The organism is Alcanivorax sp. NBRC 101098 (assembly GCF_001010505.1).
GTDB classification, from domain to species: Bacteria; Pseudomonadota; Gammaproteobacteria; order Pseudomonadales; family Alcanivoracaceae; genus Alcanivorax; species Alcanivorax borkumensis.
On record NZ_AP014613.1, the window covers coordinates 1123956 to 1144073 of the forward strand.

Below are 20118 nucleotides of genomic sequence, written 5' to 3' on the forward strand. Positions count from 1 at the left end.
ATGAGAAAGCGCGAAAGGCGCTTTCTATGTTTGTAAGCTTGCGATTTCAGAGGCTGCTCACCAGCAACTGAATGCTAGTGGCGACGATGACGATCCAGGATGACAGCACTCCAATCTGGCGGGCCTGGTTGATGCTGCTGTGCGGAACCAGCATGCCGTAGGCGTAGGATATACGCCCGGCCAGCAGCACAATGCCGTAGAGGTGTAAGGAGGTATTGCCGGCACCATTGATTTCCAGCAAGGCCATCAATATCAGTGCCAGTGGGATATATTCTATGGTGTTACCGTGGGCGCGAATGGCGCGGTTCACATCTTCGTGGCCACCATCCCCTAAGGATACCTTTTTACCCAAACGGTAACGGACTACGTTGGCGGCTAGGGCGATAATAAGAAAACCGCATAGGGCGGCATACAGGGCGGTGACAGGCACGCTCACTAAATTCATGGTTTCCACTCCGGTTGTTTTTTGCGTTTGCGAACAATAAACCGTGCAGGGTCCAGGGCGTCAACCAATTGTGCGTCTATGGGTAACGATTGCCCGCTTATGAGATCGGCTAACAGGTCAGCACACAGCGGTGTACCGGTAATCCCTCGGCTGCCGTGGGCAAGGTTGAGATACAAGCCTGTGGCTGTACGGTGGGGGTTGTCGGTGGCTACAGGCAAGGGGCCACACAAGGGCAAAAAGTCCACACTCTGGCAACGAAAGGCCACGCGGCGGTGTTTGATCGCAATGGCATTGCCCCCCAAAGCCTGCCAAGCATCTGGAAGATAATATTTTAGCTGTGCAAGGTTTTCGGCATCGTCGGCATCTGTGGGCGCAGGGTGGCTATCGTGCAAATTAAACGTCGCACCGACACAGTGTAGGTCGTCCAACGCGGGTGTTAGATAGCCTCCGTGGCATTGTGCCTGTTGCCACTGGCGGGATGTATCGGTGGCCTTACAATAGCTGACCTGGCCTCGTATCTGCTTGAGGGGAAGCCAGGCCAAACCGCCTAACTGCTGGCTGGCACCGGCAGCACAAACGATCACAGCATTGGCTTCAAGCGGCCCACTGTGAGTTAGCCATACGCTAGCGGGTGCCCCTTCATGGAGTGACGTTACTGCTTCATGGCGCAACACGATGGCGGGGTGGTCGAGAAGATGTTGGCACCAGCGATCTGGGCGCAGATAGCCGCCGCCCACCAGTTCTACGGCATTGGCGGCGTTGGCCGGTCGCAGCAAATCCTTTGGCCAGGCGCCACTGTCCATGGCAGCGGTGAGCTTTTTCCGTTGTTTGTCGTTGACGAAATGCTGAATCACGCCGTTGAGTTGGCCGTCGCGGTGACTGGCAGGAAAGCCGTGGCGCCATAGCCAAGTTAATGCATGGCGGTAGCTCGTTTGGTAGAAACGGTTCTGTGGGGTTAGGTGAGGACTAGGGGTGCTGTATACCACGCCTGCTAAGTTTCCGGATGCGCCATTGGCAATGCCCTGAGGGTCGATCACGGTTACCCGCCAGCCCCGTTCGGCTAGGGCTCGGGCGGTGGTGGCGCCAGCCAGCCCAGCGCCAATGACAATGGCGTGGCCACCCCAGTTAGGCAGGGCGAAATCAATTGCTGTCATAAAGAAGAGGGCCCATTTGTGTGGGCGAGGGTCAGGGTTGCCAACACGGGAGCGTTAATGAAGCCGGTATGGTTAGCGAACCTCCCAGTGAGGCGAAATAATAACATGTTGCGTTCAGGGTGCCGTCACGGCCTGTGCTGCCTTGAACTCTGCGAGGGCACGCTTGGCCTGTTGCAGTAACCAGCGTGTTTTTTGCTGGTAGCTGGCATTGCTGATGCGAACGAAGTGGTTATTGATCAGTGTGACCAGTAACGCTTGGTTCTGAATCGGTCGATTGGGTTCTATCCAGCGCATTTGTGATTGCGCGCTCGGGTTTCCTTCTAGGTCGACCAATTGTTCGCTGATTATGCTAAGAGCATAGGCACTGTTGCTTAACGCTTTGTTCACCCGGCGCTGGCGAAGCTCGCTGTAGTAGCCTGCTACGGCACGATGCGCAGGCATGCTATCCCACCCTATGGGTAAGCCTGAGAGGGTAAGGGTAAGTTGTTCTTTGCTATTGGGCCCTCGGTAACGCAGGGTGCGTGCGTATTCGGAGCTGATTTCGCCGTCAAGTTGGAGGCCTGCCAGGGTTTTGGGGGCCTGATAGAACGCTAGCTGCGCTTTGTGCGCGGGTAGAGCGCGGGCTTGGTTTTCCGAGCCTGTGGCTTTCAGGGCGGATTTGTCTAACTTTTGTACGTGCAATGGTGCGCTTGAGGTTTCCAGGGCCGTTTTACTGGCACAGCCGGCCAGCGAAATGGCCCAGATAAAGGCGGGCAACAGATAGCAAAATTTTACATTCATAGATCGCAGCATAGGGAAGGTTATTATCTTGTTATCGGGATATCCCGTTGTTGTACGGCCTCGACAGGCAACCCGCAGGCCTTCAGAAGTGCGCTCCTCTCTACCTGGTCCAACTGGGGGGGAACCAGCCTGAAAGCCTTAGTGTGCAAGGCGTTATTCACAGGTGTCCTAAGCATTTATACCCTTATAGGCCATGCAGGGGGTTTTTCAGGCCCTCCCACGTGGCAAACTACGAGCATAACCTTTTTCAGGGCAGGCCGATGGAAAAGCCATCACATACTGCGTCACAAGATGGGGCGCAATTAGTTCCGAGGCTGCCGGTTGTGGGTCTGCGAACCAGTGCGGCCATGTTACTGCTGTTTGCGTTGATCACGTTGCCATTTGCTATCGCTTCGGCGCTTTTGCTTCAGCATCGCCTAGGGCTGCTGGATACCTACGATACCATGCGTGCAGATGTGGGCTTGTTTGACCTGGGGCTGGAGGCCGTGCCGCCTCTTAATGATATGCGAGATCTGGCCTCGGCGGCTATTTATACCCAGGAACCGGGGATCGTCTCGCGCTTCGAGCTTAGCCGTTCCCGCGCGGGCAGTCGGTTGCAGGCCTTTCTCCACGGCGTACGGCAACGCGATACTGCTGGGCTACGTGATCAGGCCCGCTTACTCAGTGAGGCTTGGAGCGACTTGACGGTGAAAACCGGCATTCCTATGGAAGATGTGGTTGGCCCTTTTGATAACGTGAACCAAATTACCCAGCGGCTAAGCACGGTTTTGTCCACGGTGTTGTTTGTGTCGGACTTATCGATAGGTGAGGGCTTGGAACCCAACGAAGTGCTGTCGCTTCCCTTGGGTTCATTCATGCAGGTGCAGGAAGATATCGGCTTGATTAGATCGTTGTCATTATATGTGAGCCTACGGGGCGGCTACCTGGGCGACAATGATGTCCGCCGGCTGGAAAATGCCTGGCAGCGGCTGCAACATCAGGTGACTATCATCGACAGTGAGATCAAGGCACTGGCGGCACGTACCGGAGCCATCGAGCTGCAGCAACAATGGGGGTTAGTGCGGGGAAGTTTATTGTCGTTTTTGACGTGGTCTGAACAGGAACTGATTTTGGCCACACAGATCGAGGTGTCTTGGACGGATGCCTATGATCGTAGCCGCAGTGTCATGAAATCAGTGGATGGCTTATCCGCCATGTTGATTTCCTTGGCTGACCAGCTATTGGGTAATGCTCGCAATGAGAAAGCGCGGGCCACAGTTTGGATGATGCTGGGCATCGTATTGCTTTATATGGTGGTGTTGAGCTTGGCTCTATGGGTGTATTGGTCTAATTCTAGAGCAATCAATGCCCGTGCTGAAAGCCAAGCTAAGAGTTTGTTTCTCGCCCGTATGAGCCATGAAATTAGAACGCCGTTGAATGGCGTTATTGGGTTGGCCGAGTTGTTACGTGAGACCGACCCATCACCTCGCCAGCAGGAGTACATCAGCTTAATAGACAGCGCTGGCCGTACCTTAACCGCGTTGATTAACGATGTGCTGGATTTCGCCAAGATTGAAGCAGGCAAGCTGGAGTTGGTGGAAGAGCACTTTGACCTACCGGTGTTGCTGGCTGAGTGTGTGCAAATGTTCAATCTGCCGGCCAGTGACAACGGCACGCTAGTGATTCTGGATGTGGATCCGCAGACGCCATCGGACGTAGTGGGTGACGCTATTCGTTTGCGCCAGATCTTGATCAATTTGGTTGGCAATGCGGTGAAATTCACCCGTAATGGGCGGGTCGTATTGTCTTTAGTATGCCGTCGGCAGTACGGCGAGGCGCCGCTATATACTTTCTCGGTGGCTGACACGGGCATTGGGCTCAGTCAGGTGGAACAGGCCCAATTGTTCCAACGTTTCACACAGGCATCAGCCAATACAGCACAGCGTTATGGGGGTACGGGATTGGGGTTGTCTATCAGCCGTGAGTTAGTCGAGCTGATGGGGGGAGAGATCCATGTGCACAGCGCACCAGGGCAGGGTTCGCGGTTCAGCTTCAGTATCCAGATGGCCAGCGATCAAGAAACGGTCCCGATGATGGCTGAACTGCCGCCTGCCAGCTGGCTCTGGGATGTGCAGGGGAGCCTGGCTGATTGGTTGATTGATGATCCGCGTTTTCAGACCGTGAAGGTGATAAAGACTGTTGGGCAGCTCGCTGAGCCTAACGCAGAGGCGGACAGTGGTATCTTGCTGATCAATGGTTTGCCTGATCAGGCGTTGTTCGGGGAAGCATTACAGATGACACGCTTGAACTCGGCCGACATCAAAATTCTACTGTTGATCGGTATGCGCTGCTCCCCTCCGCAGTGGCTGTCAGGCGATGTCCTGGTGCTGCGCCGATCGGTGATCACAGTCTCTGATCTTCAGCAATTATTGGGAAGCCATGTGCCGGGTGTGATTCCAATTATCACTGAACCAGCGGCGGTGGAATCTGTCTCCAATTTGCGTGTCCTTATCGTTGAAGATAACCCGGTAAACCAGATGGTGGCAAAAGGGTACCTGCAACGGCTTGGGGTTGTGCACATTATTGTCGCTGAAGATGGTCAACAAGGGCTTGATGCTTTTGGTGCGCAGAGCGGTAATCTGGATTTGGTGCTGATGGATTTGGATATGCCGGTGATGGATGGCTTTGCCTGTGCTAGACACATTCGTGATCTGGAGGCAGAGCGCGGCTGGAACCCTTGCCAGATACTAGCACTGAGCGCCCATGCGATTAGCGAACACTCTGGGCGAATGTCTCGGTCAGGTATGGATGGACAATTGATTAAGCCTCTTTCTCTGGCGGCCATGAAGCAAGCTTTGTTCAAGTACTTGGGGGTTACGGCATAAGGTATATTAACGTGTCCTGTACTGCCGTGGGTAGCAAGGGCTCTGCAAGTAAGACCACCATAAATATTACCAATAGTGCGCTTTCGACGCGCCATGCTTGATGGTTCTGTATCGCGTGGAGCACGCAGCCATAGGCGGCCAACATGATTCCACCAAAAAAGCTGGCCATGCTGATCAGCTGCCACTCAATGCTATTAAAGGTTAGCCCGAGCCCACAAAGGGTGAGACCGATGGCGCTGGTGGTAAGAAAAGAAAATGATTCGTGATGGCGGAATATGAGCATATTCAACACTCGCAAGATGGTTCCGGTGGTTTCCAATTAGCAGGCAAGCATCATGCTTAAGCCCATTCTTTTAATGATTTTTAATCCAGTTCTTGTTTATTGGTTTTGTGTGAATATTGCCACCCTATAGGTTTTTTTTCATCATTAAATTCATTGTGTTAACTGCGTTTTAAACTGGCGAGTATGCTCTTTAATTCTTCTGCTCGGGCCTAAAGGCTTGTATCTAGATTGTTGCGAACCTCTTGTTGTGAAAGCAGGGGCAATGGGCTTGGGCAGGCGAAGAACCTATTATGTAATGTTTAGCATTTGTGCTGTTTGTTTACATGGTGTTCTCGGCGGGTCGTTGCTTTGCCTCTCTTGCCAGGATAGCCCGACGGTAGGGGCGTAATGTGCCCGTTAGCCTGGACGAATAAGCGTTTCTTCCGGGCTCAGCTCCTCGCTATAATCGGCGCCGCAGATGCATACAGGGGCCTTTATGTCTGATCAACAAGATCGTATTTACGCCACGTCACACTCGCAGGTGGGGCGTTTTTCCTTCGACGACACAGTGGTGCGGGTTTTTCCGGACATGATTCGCCGCTCGGTGCCGGGCTATCCGACTATTATCGACATGATTGGGGTGCTGGCGGCCCGGTACGCGCAGCCGGATACTTGCCTGTATGACCTGGGGTGTTCCCTAGGGGCCGCCGCCACTGCCATGGCGACCCTGACCGGGGACACCGGTAATCCTATTGTTGCGGTGGATAATTCCCGGGCCATGATTGAGCAGGCCGAGAACTTGCTCTCTCAAGCTGGTCAGGCACATCGGGTGACACTGCAAGAAGGCGATGTGGCAGAGATGGCGTTCAATTCTTGTTCCATGGCGGTGCTCAATTTTACCTTGCAGTTCATCGCCCTGGAAAAACGTGATGCCCTGATTCGACGCCTGGCCGATGCCACGGTGCCTGGTGGCATCCTGGTGCTATCGGAGAAAATCCGTTTCGCCAATGACGCTGAGAATGCCTTGCAGACCGAATTGCATCATGCGTTCAAACGCAATAATGGCTATTCCGATCTGGAAATCAGCCAGAAGCGTAATGCGCTGGAAAATGTACTGATTCCGGAAACCCTGGCGGCCCACGAGACGCGACTGAAAAAAGCGGGCTACCGCCAGATTCATGTCTGGTTCCGCTGTTTTAACTTTGTTTCATTACTGGCTGTGCGTTAATGCTTACTGATTACCTGCAGGCCTGCGAACGTGGGCTTGAGCCCCTGTTTTCTCCGCAAATTTTGTCTGCCGTTATGGCGCTGTCGCGTCAGCGCCTGGTCGAGCGTCCCCACGGTGACCTACCACGCTGGATGGCGGCACTGGATGCTCTACCGGCTGGGCCGACGAACTGCGCACTGGATCAGAACACGCTGACCATTGGACGAGCGGGTGAGCAGAATGAAGAGGCTGTGAAACTCGCATTGCAGGGGTTGATCCCGTGGCGCAAAGGACCATTTGAATTTTTTGGCGTTCCGGTGGAAACCGAGTGGCGTTCGGACTGGAAGTGGCAACGGGTAGCACCGCATTTGTCATCGTTGCAGGGGCGACGGATTCTCGACGTGGGCTGCGGTAGTGGTTATCACTGCTGGCGTATGGCAGCTGCTGGGGCTAGTTGCGTGGTGGGGATCGACCCGACCATTCTGTTCTTGGTGCAATATCTGGCGGTACGTCGTTTTGCGCCGGATTTACCTGTGTGGTTCCTGCCTCTGCGTATGGAAGAGCTGCCAGCAGAAGGCGGGCAGTTTGATACGGTGTTTTCCATGGGGGTGTTGTACCACCGGCGCTCGCCTCTGGATCACCTATTGGAGTTAAAGGGGGCGCTGTGCGCTGGTGGCGAGCTGGTATTGGAAACCCTAGTGGTGGAAGGGGATGAATGTACGGTGTTAATGCCGCAAGATCGCTATGCGATGATGCGCAATGTGTTTTTCTTGCCGTCGGTGGCTATGCTCTCGCGCTGGTTGGAACGATGCGGCTTTGTGGATGTGCGCTGTGTGGACGAAAGCAACACTTCGGTGCAAGAGCAACGGTCTACCGACTGGATGCGTTTCCAGTCGCTTCCTGATTTTTTAGATCCCGAGGATCATAGCCTTACCCGTGAAGGTTACCCGGCACCACGCCGTGCGGTGTTGGTTGCACGCAAGCCATAAGGTTTGGGCTCCTAGCGAGTATGAGCGTTAGAGTGTCGATAAGTCTGCTTGGAGTGCCTGTGTCAAAGAAGCGTGATTGAGCGTCTTGTGTGGGACCTGTTCAGTATCCGCCTACGTTATTTTTGGCCGGACTGTTTTGTGCCTGCGGTGACAGAATTCGCTGGCCGCGTCCCGTCGGTTGGCGCAGTAGTTTCAGTGTATCGCTGACCCGCCGTCTCTGTATCTGCCCCGCTGTCCTCATGTGAGCGATCTGTACATTCAACGTGATGCTAAATCCGTTAAGTGTGGATTCATGGCGAGTGAGTCAATCCGGTAACGGCCCGGCTGAGATGTTGATGTTAGCACTGGATAATGCGAGAGCCTCGTTAATTTCTGCGAGCAGAGGCTTCAGTCGTTGCTGGCCTCCACTCCTGCTGCAAAGATTCTAGCGGGTTCACGGTTGCCCGTTATCAGGTCATACTCTTATACAGCGCAACTTAACAATAATGCCGGCCCCCTTATACACGTGGTTGCTTTAGGCCGGGGCCTGAATCGGGACCACGCAGAGGAAGAAATCATGTCAGTTACATGGATTGTCGCGTCGGCACTACTCAGTTCTTTTTGTACTCTGCTGGTTGTCGGTGTATGGGCGAATTTTTATTTTCAGCCCCGTTTACGTGACAGCTTGCAACGGGAGCTGGATGAGCAGGTGGAAAAAGCGGCGCAGGTTCTTTCGGATCGAGTGGAAGACGGGGTTCGACGAGGGCTGGCGGAAGGCGTGCGTAACTTGCCGTCTAAAGAGTTACTGGAAGGCGCTAGTCGTAACTTGGCACGTAGCAGTGCGGAAATGGTGGGTGAGCGCCTGGGGAATATTTTCGGACGCAAGGACAAACCCTGACCCGTACTTGGTTCGCTATGCCTATGTTTTATAATGTCCGGCTTTTAAGGGAGCCGTTTAGGAAGTAACCGGACCACCAAGCAGGCAATGCCAAGGCTAAGCATGGCCAGTGACAGGAAATCTTGTTGTAAGGCATGCCAAGTGGTTTCCCACAAGCTGGACGCTTTCATTAGCGACAATAGAATCAGCAGCATGCCGGTGAGGGTAAAGAACTGATCCAGTTTGCGCGCCCGTTGCAGCTCGCCGCGCAGCTGACGCAGTTCTTCAAGGATGTCTTCCTGCAGTAACTGTTGTTGGGCTTGTTGTTCGGCCAGCTGACCGACCTGTTGGGGTAGGGTGGCTAATTGCTCAAGCCAGACTGGGTCTTCCCGGCGTAACAGGGCAAGCAGCTCCTTGAGCCTTACATGGTCGTCCAGCCAGTTGCGGATTAGCGGCCAGAGACTGAATTGATTTATTAGTTCAGCGAGCACGGCAATGTGCTGCTCACTGCCGATTACACGCAATGATTCGTGGTCTTCTAGTGGGCCGTTGCTAAACAACCAGTGAATCATTGCCCCCAGCGGTGCGCGCACACGAATGTCCACATTGCCTTCGTAGTCGGTCAGCAGTTCCACGCCATCTTCATAGATCAGCACATACAGAACTGACCGGGGGCGTTCGGCACGGACTCGCACCACGGTTCCATGGAGGGCGGCGAGATGGTCTCGACCGTGCTGTGTACCTGTGAGCACCTGATTAAGGGCACTTTCTAGGCCTCCCAGCACAATAAGTTGGGGGAAACTACCGGTTTCAGGCATGGTGGCAGCGCTATCCTGTCTTTATGTTGACCCGGAGTGATCGTTCCGGTCTCTTATTGTTGCCAAAAATTACGCGATGCCGCTTATATTTGGCATGACTGCTCCCTATACTATGCATTTTCATAATTAAACTACATTGGCTTTTTTGACTTGGATGGGTGTACGCGGGACCTGTTCGCCTTAGCGCTGTCGAGTTACAGTGCACCAGCCCTTGAAGGGGAGTTGTTTTTCAATGCTGGAATCTTTGCTTGCGTACCCGGATTTCTGGAAGTACGTCAGTATTCCGTTCATCGCTGGAACCGTCGGTTGGACAACCAACTGGATGGCTGTGCAGATGACTTTCTATCCCCTGGAATTTCTGGGTATCCGTCCTTTTTTCGGCTGGCAGGGCATTATCCCCTCCAAGGTGGAAAAAATGGCCGGCATTGTGGTGGATAAGGCGCTATCCAAGCTGGGCAGCTTGGATGAATTTTTCCGCGAAATGGAACCGGAAAAAATCGCTGACCACCTCACTCGTACTATCCAGCTCCGTATCGAAGAGTACACCGACGAGGTGATGACCGAACGCAATGCCGTTCTGTGGGAAAACTTGCCTTTGCTGGTGCGCAAACGGGTTTATAGTCGTGCTCGGCGCGCCATTCCTGCCGTTATGGATAATGTGGTCGACGACATCAGCCGTAATCTTGATAACCTGGTTGACATGAAACATATGGTTATCACCCAGATGAGCGAAGACAAGCAGCTCATGGTGCAGATGTTCCGCGAAGTGGGGGATCCCGAATTCCGCTTTGTTACTAACTCCGGTCTGTATTTCGGTTTTCTATTTGGCTTAATCCAGGTGCCTGTATTTATCTTTTTCCCAGAAAACTGGGTGTTGCCACTGTTCGGCTTCATTGTGGGTATTGCGACAAACTGGCTGGCCCTGAACCTGATTTTCCGCCCACTGAACCCGATCAAGGTCGGGCCATTCCGGATTCAGGGTTTATTCTTAAAGCGTCAGAAAGATGTGGCTGAGTCCTTTGCTCGTCTCTCCACGGCCAAAGTGATTACCTTGCACAACATTATGTACCAGGTGGTGAATGGGCCGCGGGGTGATCGCACCAAAGCGTTAATTAAACGTCATCTCAAACCGCTGCTTAATGGTGGGGTGGTGCGAACCGCCGCCCAGCTTACGGTAGGGCCAGAGGGTTACGCTGACTTGAAAAAAGCGGTGGAAGAGAAGGCCGTGGACTTGGCGGTGGAGCCTTTTGAGGACCAGGGATTCAACAAAGAGCGGGGTCAGATTGTCGAGCGGCTGATGTCTGAGCGTATGCAGGCATTGAGTTCCGATGAGTTTCAGGATTTGCTGCGACCGGCTTTTCAGGAAGACGAGTGGATTCTGATTGTGGTCGGCGGCTTTCTTGGCGCCATGGCTGGCCTTTTCCAGCTTGTGTTTATATTTGGGATTAGTTGAATGCAGGTGCTGCAGATAGATATAGCCACCTTGGCGTGGTTGTTGTTTGCGGCAGCAGCAGGCTCTTCACTGCTGACTCTAATTCTACTGGGTCTCATCGGCCACTTTTGGCTAGGTCCACGGATTGAGCGCAAAGTAGATCGTCGCCTGGATGAGGGAGCGTCACAGCTTGAAGATCGGCTTCGTCGGCGTTTCATGGACATGCTAACGGGCGGGTCACGGGACATGCTTCGCGAAAGAGCCAAAAGCCTAGCGCGGGGTGTTGGTTTGATCAGCGGGCGACAGCAGGGCGTCATAGACAAGGATGATGTGGATAAATAGTATCGTTGGTTCGAATTTTGGGCACCCGGTATTGCAAGCGTTGTCTTGGATCACTTTTGATTTATTGTTCTACAATTTGTCGATATCAGGCGCCTCTACCCCTCTATAATTCGCCCCACGCGTTGATAATGTTTGTGTGTTGTTTTCCCGCTGCATTCGCTCGTGGAATTGCCTTCGGGAGTTTGGGCTATGTCCGACCAAGAACAGAACCAGAACGAAAAAGACGGGCGTCAAAACCCGCTGAAAGCCCTGAGCGGGGCTTCAAAAGACATTCGTAAATACACTCATCAGATCTGGCTAGCCGGTCTGGGCGCTTTTGCTCGCGCTGAGGAAGAGGGCAGCGGTTTTTTTGATGCCTTGGTGGAAGCTGGCCGGGAAGTGGAGCGGCATACCAAGGATAAAACCGAATCCCGGGTGGAAGAGATTAAAGAACGGGTTCGCCATCATACCGGCGAGACGATGGAAAAAATGGAAAAAGCCTTTGATGACCGTTTTAACAAGGCTTTATCCCGTCTAGGCCTGCCGAACAAGCGGGAGATCGAACAGCTTGAAAAACGGGTGCAGGAATTGACTCAGGCACTAGATCACGCCGAAGAGCAACCCGAAAAGCCTGCCGCGAAACGCCCGACTCGGAGGAAAGTTAAAGGAACCTCTGAAAACCTTTAAGCTATTCAAACTCTATTGTAGCGCACACCGCTAACCCCTTAGTGGTGTCTTTTGACGGGTGCCCGCCTTGGGTACCCGTTTTTTTTTGTTTCGAGGAACCCGCAGGCCTCTGTGCTTAAGGGATTGGCACTGATCATTTTGGTCATTGAGGACGATGTAGCAAGCATGAAATAGTATTTTAAATACTGCTTTATTGTGGGGCGCAATGCTTCCTCTGGCCCTTTTATTATTTGACAACAATCACTCGCTTGCCGCTGAAGTCGTTGCTGGCCATATGCTTGTGGGCCTCGATGGCGTTTTCGAAGGAAAACGTTTCCAGTGGCAGCGGTCGCAATTGGCCGTTGGCGAACAAAGGCGCCAACCGGTCATTGAAAACCTGCGCCAGCTGAATTCGCTTCTCCAGTGGCTGACTGCGCATAGTCATGCTTTTCAGTGTCTGGCGTTTCATCAGCAGTGCGCCCAAGTTCAGCTCAGTGTTCAAGCCGCCCAATACACCGATACTCACCAAGCTGCCTTCTGCACGCAGGCCGCCGAGCAGATCGTTCCAATCTGGGCCGACCATATCCAGAATTACAGCTACGCCTTCCCCGTCAGTAATGGTGTTGAGCTGTGCGGTAAAGGTGCCGTTTTCGCGGACCTGAGCCACAAGCCCCAGGTCGTTGGCGGCAGTAAGTTTGTTTGGCTCGCGGCTAGCCCCGATGGGGCGGGCGCCAAGCGTGATGGCCAGCTGTGTAGCCGCGAGGCCGACGCCGGCGGTGGCCGGGCGTATAAGGCACCACTGGCCCGGCTGCAAGCCGCCTTCCAGAAACAATGCCCTGTAGGCGGTGAGAAAGGCTTCGGGCAAAGTGGCAGCGTGAATAAAAGTAATGCCTTGAGGAATCGTCAGTGTTTCGCGTTCATGGCTAATCACTTGCTCCGCATAGGCGCAGCCTGGCACCAGGCCCATTACCGCATCGCCGACTTTTCGTTTTTGAACTCGTTTTCCAATGGCACTGACGACCCCTGCATATTCCAGCCCAGGAATGCGGCTGCTGGTTCCGGGTGGGGCCGGATAGCGGCCTTGAACCTGCAGCAGATCGGCCCGATTCACTCCGATGGCTTTGACCTGTACCTGGACTTCCTCCGGTCCGGGCTGCGGTGCCTCAAGGCTATGCAGTTGCAATTGCTTCTCTTCAATACACCAAGCGCGCATGATCGTGCTCCTATCAATGATGGCTTATCGCCAAAGTCACAGGGTTTACAAAGAAAACGGTTTGTCGCCAGGCCTGTCGTTGTGCTCACAGACCAGTGGCACGGCAAAAGGTACTGGTTTTTTCTGTGTATCGAATGATCACCCCCTGTTCGCCAAAAACAAAAGGTCCCTTATGTCACTAGATTATCCCTTTACTGAGCTGCCGTTGGCGGGTCAACGCTTCAAGGTTGCCGAAGGTGTTTTCTGGCTGCGTTTTCCGTTGCCGTTTGCTCTTGACCATATCAATCTTTGGTTGCTTGAAGACACCCATGGCTGGGTCATCTTGGATACCGGTCTTGGGGTGCGGCGCAGTCGCGAAATTTGGCAGCAGTTGCTGGCTGAACAGCTCGACGGCAAACCCGTAACTCGGGTTATTGTTACCCATTACCACCCTGACCATCTTGGCATGGCCGGTTGGCTTGAGCAGCATTGTGGGGTGCCGGTGACGATGAGTCATGGTGAGTGGCAGCTGGCTGACAGTATTTGTACTGCCTCTGATGCTCAAACTATTGAGCGTTTCAAAGCGTTTCTTGCCAGCCATGGACTATTGGGTGACGACCTGAACAAAGTGGCGGGTAAAGGTAATGGCTTTCGCCGCGTGGTTATGCCGCTGCCTAAATCCCCGGACTTTATCGGCGAGGGCGATTTGCTGCTTATTAATGGTGAGCCTTGGCAGGTGTATATTGGCCGTGGCCATTCGCCGGAGCATCTGTGCCTGTATCGCGAGAAAGACCACGTGTTACTCAGTGGCGACCAGGTGCTGCCGACTATTTCCAGTAACTTAATGGTACGTCCCACGGAGCCTGAGGCTAATCCGGTGATGGCATTTGTCGATAGCCTGACAGTGATACGCGATGCGCTTCCTAAAGACACCCTAGTGTTGCCCGCCCACGGGCTGCCATTTCGCGGGTTGCATGCGCGCATTAATGCGTTAGTGGATCATCATTCGCAGCAGCTGGAGCAGGTGCTGGTTGCCTGTGGGCAGCAGCCCCATAATGCTCACGATATGCTGCCGGTAATGTTTAAGCGCGAATTGGATGTGCAGCAAATGATGTTTGCAATGGGGGAAAGCATTGCGCATCTCAACTGCCTGCTGGAGCAAGGCAAAGTGCAGCGCGAAGAGCGTAACGGTATTTGGTATTTCGCAGCCTGATTAGGAGGAGGAGCTTAAAGCGACACACTACAAAGCGCGGGCGAGCCACGGATAAACAGCTAGGCGGTGTCTGTGTTACCGGTTTGATTGAAATACGTAGATATGTGCAGCTCAGCTGGTTACGCCGTTTTCATCGCCTCGTGGTTTGTAGTTTTAAGCTTGTAGCTGCTTTCACGCCCATTGCGCCATTATCGCAATTCCGCAACGTTAGCATTGGCATTGCCAACACAAAGAAGAGCCCATTCCGGATACCCTAAAAATAACGGTGGTGTAGTCACGCGAGGTTGTAGCGATGGCAGGCACACGATATTGGTTAGCCTTTGTCAGCGATTATCATTTGTATCGCACTCTGGCTACTGCTTACTTTGCTCTGAAATTTAAAAATAGAATTCTACGTAGCGATCGGAAGACGGTAACCTTTACGCTACAACACGCTAAGGATATTGACTGGCTGAAAGCACTTTTTCCGGCCCCCACCTTATTTCGTAATGCTTTGTGTGATTGAACAGAATGAAATGGGTGAGAGAGGCCTTTCTACCTACATATCGAGTCTCTTTGCCGCTTGAGCGTGTAACTCCTGGGAGGATGTAATGCTTGATGCCTATATCTACGATGGTCTGCGTACCCCTTTTGGTCGCCATGGCGGCGTTCTGGCATCGGTACGCCCGGATGACCTCTTGGCCGGAGTGATTCGCGAACTGGTACAGCGAAATGGCTTTGCGGCTTCTCTGTATGAAGATGTTGTCATTGGTAATACTAATCAGGCGGGGGAAGATGCCCGTAATGTGGCTCGTCATGCCGGGTTATTAGCTGGGTTGCCGCAGTCCGTGGCGGGGATCACCGTGAATAGGTTATGTGGCAGCGGCCTCGCCGCAACATTGGATGCGGCACGTATGGTGACGGTGGGCGAGGGCGAGTTGATCATTGCCGGTGGTACGGAATCGATGAGCCGTGCCCCTTATGTAATGGCCAAAGCAGAAAAAGCGTTTAGCCGGGAGATGACAGTTTTCGATAGCACTATCGGCGCCCGCTTCCCTAACCCGAAAGTGCTCAAGCAGTTTGGTGCCGATACTATGCCGCAGACGGCACAGAATGTAGCGCACGACCTGGGTATTAGCCGTGAAGATGCGGATGCTTTTGCTATACAGTCTCAACAACGCTATGAGGTCGCCCGTGAGCAAGGGTTTTATCAGCAGGAAGTGTTACCGGTTACGGTGCCCCAGGGGGGCAAGGCGACACCACTGCGTGTGGCTGACGACGAACATCCCCGCCCCGGAACCTGCGTTGATAAGTTGCGACAACTGCCTGCTATTGTCGATGGGGGCATTATTACTGCGGGTAATGCGTCTGGGATAAATGACGGGGCGGCGGCAGTGATTGTGGGTTCGCGTAGGGCTGGTGTGGCGGCGGGTATTGCTCCCCGTGCTCGAGTTCTGTCTGGTGCGGTTGCCGGAGTGGCGCCTCGCGTTATGGGCCTAGGCCCGGTGGATGCGTGCAACAAGGCATTGGCCCGGGCGGGCCTGGCGTTAGCTCAGATGGATGTGATTGAAATTAATGAGGCGTTTGCCGCCCAAGTGCTGGGCTGCTGTAAGCAGTTGGGCTTGGCTGGGGATGATGAGCGCCTGAACCCAAATGGTGGCGCTATTGCTGTCGGCCATCCGTTAGGTGCGTCCGGTGCGCGTTTGGTCTTGACTGCCATGCGTCAGTTGGAGCGAACCCGCGGTCGTTATGCACTTCTTAGTTTGTGCATTGGCGTAGGTCAGGGCGTTGCCATGGTGCTGGAGAGGGTAGATTCATGAGTGTTTTTGTATGGAATGATGCGCTATTGCTGGAAACTCAGCTCAGCGACGATGAGCGGATGATCCGTGATGCAGCGCAGGATTACTGCCAAAGTAAACTGATGACCAGGGTGCTTGAGGCGAACCGGCACGAGATTTTTCATCGCGAGATCATGACAGAAATGGGGGCACAGGGGTTTCTTGGATCCACCATTCCTGAGCAATATGGTGGCGCGGGAGTGAACCACGTTAGCTACGGCTTGGTGGCTCGGGAAGTAGAGCGGGTGGATTCCGGGTATCGCTCCGCCATGAGTGTGCAGTCGTCCCTGGTGATGTTTCCCATTTATACCTTTGGCAGTGAAGCGGTGCGCAACAAGTACCTGCCAAAGTTGGCCAGTGGCGAATGGGTGGGGTGTTTTGGTCTTACCGAGCCAGACCACGGCTCTGACCCGGGTTCCATGAGCACTCGCGCTAAAAAAGTGGATGGTGGTTACCTGTTAAATGGTTCCAAAACGTGGATTACTAATTCTCCAATAGCCGATGTGGCGGTGGTGTGGGCGAACCTAGACGGTAAGATCAACGGCTTTGTGGTAGAGCGGGGCTTTGACGGGTTTAGCGCGCCTAAGATTGAAGGCAAGTTCTCTCTACGGGCATCGATCACTGGTCAGATCATGCTGGATGACTGCTTTGTACCGGAACAAAACCGATTGGACGTGGAGGGCTTAAAGGGGCCCTTCAGTTGCCTGAACAAAGCGCGCTACGGGATCAGCTGGGGAGCCATGGGTGCGGCTGAATTCTGTTGGCAGGCGGCTCGTCAGTACACTTTGGACCGCAAACAATTTGGCCGCCCGCTGGCGGCTACCCAGCTGATTCAGAAAAAGCTGGCGGACATGCAGACTGAGATTACCTTAGGTTTGCAAGGGGCGCTGCAATTAGGGCGCTTGATAGATGCGGGAAACTGGGCGCCGGAAATGGTCTCGTTGATGAAGCGCAATAACTGTGGCAAGGCCATTGATATTGCTCGTCAGGCTCGAGATATGCATGGCGGCAATGGCATTAGTGACGAGTATCATGTGATTCGCCACGTAATGAATCTGGAAGCGGTGAATACCTATGAAGGTACCCACGATGTCCATGCCCTGATCTTGGGCCGGGCCCAGACCGGGCTGCAAGCATTCGGCTGATGAGTACCTAGTGTTTAGCCCTGGTTATTCTGGTGTTTTGTCAGAATAGCCGGGGGTTTCCCCTCCTTGCGTTTTCTTCCCCGTTTCACCTCCTTGGTGTTATGTGCGTGTCTGTATCAGGGTGTCACTCTTGGTAACGTGAGAATGCCCCAATGTTGTACACAGATTTGTTGTCAATGCTCTTTTTCTGAACGAAAAAGTGACAATCTCGTTAAAATCTCTTGGTAAATAGTATAACTATATGATTTCTTTAAAGAAAAAATATAGATCAAAAAATGAACACATCGTCTCGGGGCATGATTTATAGGCGATTATGCTCGCTTTTCTACTGTCTATGCACAGGGTTATCCACAAGATCTGTGGACAATATCTTCGCGTTTTTTGCTGACGTAATTTTTGAATCCATAAAACCAGTGGGTCATGAGGGGATTGCGATCTCTCTGGCGCTTTTACACAAGCTGATCGTGACTAAGGGGTTTGTTCATTAGGTCAAAGGTGAGTTGTGTGCAGGAGAAAATATAATAATAAGTTATTGAATAATCAGTGCTTTATGATTCGTTTAAAAATGAACCATTGTGCGCTAAGCGCCTAATTACGGGCGATGCAGATACTTGTGGTCAAGTTGTTCACATATTTATCCACAGCTTTTGTGGAGTAATCCCAGCAAAGAAAAAACGGCGATGGTCTTGACCTTTTTCAAGGTATCCATATCCATATGTCCTTGATGAAAAACCACACAAGTCGCTGTAGCTACCGTAAATGCTGGCTTTCGAAGCGTTATCCGAGGCTCGTTAACAGTGTTATCCACAGATGCCGTGGATAGAAAAGGCCATGTGGGTAACGTGAACGTGTTTGGATAAATGAAGGGAGTAAAGAAAAGGAGTAAAGGAAACTAAGGCGGGCGTGGCACGGTGGCATAAATCGTTAGGTGATGGTCTTGTAGCGATGGAGAGCGCCTGTGGACTTACGTTACAACCCCCGCTATGTCTGGCCTATGTTGGCGGTGTCGAGAACAATGTCTATTGCGGCATTGCGCTAATGGGTTAAGCCACCACTAGCGCTGTAATGGAGCACAAAAAAGGCGCCGAAAGGCGCCTTTTTTGCTTTCCTAGATCATCTGGATCGCTTAGAAGCGGTACTTGCCACCGTCGATGCCGTCCTGCGTGGCCTCGTCCAGTTGCTGGTAGCAGCTCTCTCCAGGCAGCAGGGCATAAACCGCATTGTTCTGCTGCTTCAGGTCGTACTTCTGTTCCTTGAGTTTGTTTTTCTGGTGCTTGAAGGTGCCAGTGGTTTCCATGGCTTCTTCATTGATGCGCAGGAAAACGGGGATGGCATAAGCGGGTAATTCGCGCTTGAGGTACTCACACAGGCCTTTGAAGTCAAAGTCTTTGTGGTTACCGGTTAGGCGAATCTGGGCCATGCCCGCACGGCCATTGGTGTTAGGAATTTCTACACCGTAGACCACGGATTCCTGGATACCATCGTAGCCATCGAGAATCTGTTCCACTTCGGTGGTGGATACGTTCTCGCCTTTCCAGCGGAAGGTGTCCCCCAGCCTATCCACGAACTGAGCGTGGCGGAAGCCGATGTCGCGCATCATATCGCCGGTGTTGAACCATGCATCACCCTTAGTGAACACATCCCGGTAGATAGATTTCTCAGTTTTTTCTGGGTCGGTGTAACCATCGAAAGGAGTCTTGTCGGTGATTTCACCGAGCATTAGACCCGCTTCGCCTTTGCCGACTTTAGTCATGTGCCCTTTGCTATCGCGCACCGGTTCGTCACGTTCTTTGTCGTATTTGACAATGGCGTAGCTCACAGGGGAGAAACCAACGGTGTTGTCAAAGTTGAATATGTTGGTGAACGCTACGTTGCCCTCAGATGACGCATACAACTCTGCCACCCGCTCAATGCCGAAACGATCCTTGAAGTCTTTCCAGATGCTCGGACGCAGACCATTACCTACAATGGTGTGGATCTTGTTGTCTTTGTCGGTGGGTTTTTCTGGCTGTTCATGCAGATAGCGGCACAGCTCACCCACGTAACCGAAAGCGGTACAGTTGTGGCGTCGAATATCGTCCCAGAAACCGCTGGCGGAGAATTTACGTGCAAGGACAACGGCGCCAGCCGGAGCGATGACCGAGGACCAGCAGATCACCATACCGGTGGCATGATAAAACGGCAGGGTAGTGTAGATACGATCATTTTTGGTCAGGTGCAAGGCAGAGAAACCGAAAGCACCATAGGCTTTTTCCCAGCGGCCGTGGTTGAAGACAACCGCTTTGGGTAGGCCGGTAGTGCCGGAGGTGTAGATGTAGAACAACGGGTCACGCAAGAAGGTTTGCTTAGTGGACGCGGGGTTCTCGCTGGAACAATCACGGCTTTCGCTGGCCAGATTCTTGTAGCCGCTCGGTACGTCACCGGGGTTATCTAAGGTGTTCTGATCTGCGAAGCAGAAGAAGTTGTCTTTAAGGTCCAGATCACCGCGAACTTCTTCCACGGCATCAACCAGTTCTTCACCAATAATGGCAGCTTTGGGCTTCACCAAGTTGAAACTATGGATCAGCACTTTACCCCGTTGGGAAGTGTTGATAAGGGCCGCACAGACGCCGAGTTTAGCGCAGGCGACAACGGTGGCAAGCAGCTCGGGGCGATTTTCTATATTGACCGCAATGGTATCGCCTTTTTTCAGGCCGATAGAGGCCAGGTAGTCTGCCAGCCGGTTAGCCCAGGCGTTAAACTGCTTATAGGTAAGTTCTGTGTCTTCGTAGATCACGGCAGCACCATTAGGGTTCATGCTGGTGGCGCGCTCAATGGCAACGCCCAGCCCCAATGGTTTGCTGGTATCGGTGATTTTCGTCAGCTTTGAGCCCTTGATCAGGCCGGGAAGATGAGTGATCACCTCTGGGATCTTGGACAGAAGCTTGGGCAACGTGATGATGTCGGCGTTGCTCATA

General features: G+C 53.0%; 16 protein-coding genes. 10 read left to right on the forward strand and 6 right to left on the reverse strand.

Annotated features, from left to right (window positions below; genetic code table 11):
* Positions 1-46: 46 nt before the first annotated feature.
* The 3 genes from AS19_RS05160 to AS19_RS05170 form a co-directional block, all read right to left on the reverse strand.
* Complete coding sequence (locus tag AS19_RS05160) at positions 47-445, reverse strand: MAPEG family protein (protein ID WP_035458533.1); 399 nt, start codon at positions 443-445, stop codon at positions 47-49.
* The gene (gene mnmC, locus AS19_RS05165) at positions 442-1599 is read right to left on the reverse strand and encodes an FAD-dependent 5-carboxymethylaminomethyl-2-thiouridine(34) oxidoreductase MnmC (protein ID WP_046961815.1); all 1158 of its coding nucleotides are present in this window, start codon (positions 1597-1599) and stop codon (positions 442-444) included. Before mnmC ends, AS19_RS05160 begins: the two co-directional genes overlap by 4 nt.
* Before the next feature lie 114 nt (positions 1600-1713).
* Entirely contained in the window at positions 1714-2379 is a 666-nt protein-coding gene (locus AS19_RS05170; protein ID WP_046961816.1) for a hypothetical protein, read from the reverse strand.
* 323 nt (positions 2380-2702) lie between these two features.
* Between AS19_RS05170 and AS19_RS05175 the strand changes: the two genes are divergently transcribed.
* The 4 genes from AS19_RS05175 to AS19_RS05190 all read left to right on the forward strand — a co-directional run bounded on the left by AS19_RS05175 (position 2703) and on the right by AS19_RS05190 (position 8578).
* Positions 2703-5243 (forward strand): ATP-binding protein, encoded by a 2541-nt coding sequence (locus AS19_RS05175; RefSeq protein ID WP_041705291.1) that lies wholly within the window; start codon positions 2703-2705, stop codon positions 5241-5243.
* Positions 5244-6001: 758 nt separating this feature from the next.
* Positions 6002-6733 carry a carboxy-S-adenosyl-L-methionine synthase CmoA gene (gene cmoA / locus AS19_RS05180; RefSeq protein WP_035458527.1) on the forward strand — a complete coding sequence of 244 codons (732 nt, stop codon included), beginning with the start codon at positions 6002-6004 and terminating at the stop codon, positions 6731-6733.
* Positions 6733-7701 (forward strand): tRNA 5-methoxyuridine(34)/uridine 5-oxyacetic acid(34) synthase CmoB, encoded by a 969-nt coding sequence (cmoB, locus tag AS19_RS05185; RefSeq protein WP_011588258.1) that lies wholly within the window; start codon positions 6733-6735, stop codon positions 7699-7701. The genes cmoA and cmoB overlap by 1 nt, the downstream gene beginning before the upstream one ends.
* Positions 7702-8257: 556 nt before the next feature.
* Positions 8258-8578, forward strand: a complete 321-nt coding sequence (locus tag AS19_RS05190; protein WP_011588259.1) for a hypothetical protein — start codon at positions 8258-8260, stop codon at positions 8576-8578.
* A 44-nt stretch (positions 8579-8622) separates the two neighbouring features.
* Here the strand turns inward: AS19_RS05190 and AS19_RS05195 are convergent, their stop codons facing one another.
* Positions 8623-9375 (reverse strand): hypothetical protein, encoded by a 753-nt coding sequence (locus AS19_RS05195; RefSeq protein ID WP_011588260.1) that lies wholly within the window; start codon positions 9373-9375, stop codon positions 8623-8625.
* Between the two features lie 232 nt (positions 9376-9607).
* Between AS19_RS05195 and AS19_RS05200 the strand changes: the two genes are divergently transcribed.
* From AS19_RS05200 to AS19_RS05210, 3 genes are all read left to right on the forward strand, one after another.
* A complete protein-coding gene (locus tag AS19_RS05200; RefSeq protein ID WP_011588261.1) occupies positions 9608-10828 on the forward strand; it encodes a DUF445 domain-containing protein in 1221 nt (406 codons plus the stop codon).
* Positions 10829-11149 carry a hypothetical protein gene (locus tag AS19_RS05205; protein ID WP_011588262.1) on the forward strand — a complete coding sequence of 107 codons (321 nt, stop codon included), beginning with the start codon at positions 10829-10831 and terminating at the stop codon, positions 11147-11149.
* 189 nt (positions 11150-11338) lie between these two features.
* Positions 11339-11815 carry a phasin family protein gene (locus AS19_RS05210; protein WP_011588263.1) on the forward strand — a complete coding sequence of 159 codons (477 nt, stop codon included), beginning with the start codon at positions 11339-11341 and terminating at the stop codon, positions 11813-11815.
* 226 nt (positions 11816-12041) lie between these two features.
* Here the strand turns inward: AS19_RS05210 and AS19_RS05215 are convergent, their stop codons facing one another.
* The gene (locus AS19_RS05215) at positions 12042-13007 is read right to left on the reverse strand and encodes an NAD(P)H-quinone oxidoreductase (protein WP_011588264.1); all 966 of its coding nucleotides are present in this window, start codon (positions 13005-13007) and stop codon (positions 12042-12044) included.
* A gap of 172 nt (positions 13008-13179) precedes the next feature.
* Here AS19_RS05215 and AS19_RS05220 point away from each other — a divergent pair, with 172 nt between their 5' ends.
* The 3 genes from AS19_RS05220 (at position 13180) to AS19_RS05230 (ending at position 17161) form a co-directional block, all read left to right on the forward strand.
* The gene (locus AS19_RS05220) at positions 13180-14199 is read left to right on the forward strand and encodes an MBL fold metallo-hydrolase (protein WP_011588265.1); all 1020 of its coding nucleotides are present in this window, start codon (positions 13180-13182) and stop codon (positions 14197-14199) included.
* 590 nt (positions 14200-14789) lie between these two features.
* Entirely contained in the window at positions 14790-15998 is a 1209-nt protein-coding gene (locus AS19_RS05225) for a 3-oxoadipyl-CoA thiolase (RefSeq protein WP_011588267.1), read from the forward strand.
* Positions 15995-17161 (forward strand): acyl-CoA dehydrogenase, encoded by a 1167-nt coding sequence (locus tag AS19_RS05230; RefSeq protein ID WP_011588268.1) that lies wholly within the window; start codon positions 15995-15997, stop codon positions 17159-17161. Before AS19_RS05225 ends, AS19_RS05230 begins: the two co-directional genes overlap by 4 nt.
* 1126 nt (positions 17162-18287) lie before the next feature.
* Here the strand turns inward: AS19_RS05230 and AS19_RS05235 are convergent.
* A complete protein-coding gene (locus AS19_RS05235) occupies positions 18288-20117 on the reverse strand; it encodes a long-chain-acyl-CoA synthetase (RefSeq protein WP_011588269.1) in 1830 nt (609 codons plus the stop codon).
* Between the last annotated feature and the right edge of the window lies 1 nt (position 20118).

What these genes read in the sequence shown, in the direction of transcription:
- AS19_RS05170 (WP_046961816.1), bottom strand. Translation starts at nt 2,379, where the DNA reads ATGAATGTAAAATTTTGCTATCTGTTGCCCGCCTTTATCTGGGCCATT.
- mnmC (WP_046961815.1), bottom strand. Translation starts at nt 1,599, where the DNA reads ATGACAGCAATTGATTTCGCCCTGCCTAACTGGGGTGGCCACGCCATT.
- AS19_RS05215 (WP_011588264.1), bottom strand. Translation starts at nt 13,007, where the DNA reads ATGCGCGCTTGGTGTATTGAAGAGAAGCAATTGCAACTGCATAGCCTT.
- cmoB (WP_011588258.1), top strand. Translation starts at nt 6,733, where the DNA reads ATGCTTACTGATTACCTGCAGGCCTGCGAACGTGGGCTTGAGCCCCTG.
- AS19_RS05225 (WP_011588267.1), top strand. Translation starts at nt 14,790, where the DNA reads ATGCTTGATGCCTATATCTACGATGGTCTGCGTACCCCTTTTGGTCGC.
- AS19_RS05195 (WP_011588260.1), bottom strand. Translation starts at nt 9,375, where the DNA reads ATGCCTGAAACCGGTAGTTTCCCCCAACTTATTGTGCTGGGAGGCCTA.
- AS19_RS05235 (WP_011588269.1), bottom strand. Translation starts at nt 20,117, where the DNA reads ATGAGCAACGCCGACATCATCACGTTGCCCAAGCTTCTGTCCAAGATC.
- AS19_RS05220 (WP_011588265.1), top strand. Translation starts at nt 13,180, where the DNA reads ATGTCACTAGATTATCCCTTTACTGAGCTGCCGTTGGCGGGTCAACGC.
- AS19_RS05210 (WP_011588263.1), top strand. Translation starts at nt 11,339, where the DNA reads ATGTCCGACCAAGAACAGAACCAGAACGAAAAAGACGGGCGTCAAAAC.
- AS19_RS05190 (WP_011588259.1), top strand. Translation starts at nt 8,258, where the DNA reads ATGTCAGTTACATGGATTGTCGCGTCGGCACTACTCAGTTCTTTTTGT.
- AS19_RS05200 (WP_011588261.1), top strand. Translation starts at nt 9,608, where the DNA reads ATGCTGGAATCTTTGCTTGCGTACCCGGATTTCTGGAAGTACGTCAGT.
- AS19_RS05160 (WP_035458533.1), bottom strand. Translation starts at nt 445, where the DNA reads ATGAATTTAGTGAGCGTGCCTGTCACCGCCCTGTATGCCGCCCTATGC.
- AS19_RS05230 (WP_011588268.1), top strand. Translation starts at nt 15,995, where the DNA reads ATGAGTGTTTTTGTATGGAATGATGCGCTATTGCTGGAAACTCAGCTC.
- cmoA (WP_035458527.1), top strand. Translation starts at nt 6,002, where the DNA reads ATGTCTGATCAACAAGATCGTATTTACGCCACGTCACACTCGCAGGTG.
- AS19_RS05205 (WP_011588262.1), top strand. Translation starts at nt 10,829, where the DNA reads ATGCAGGTGCTGCAGATAGATATAGCCACCTTGGCGTGGTTGTTGTTT.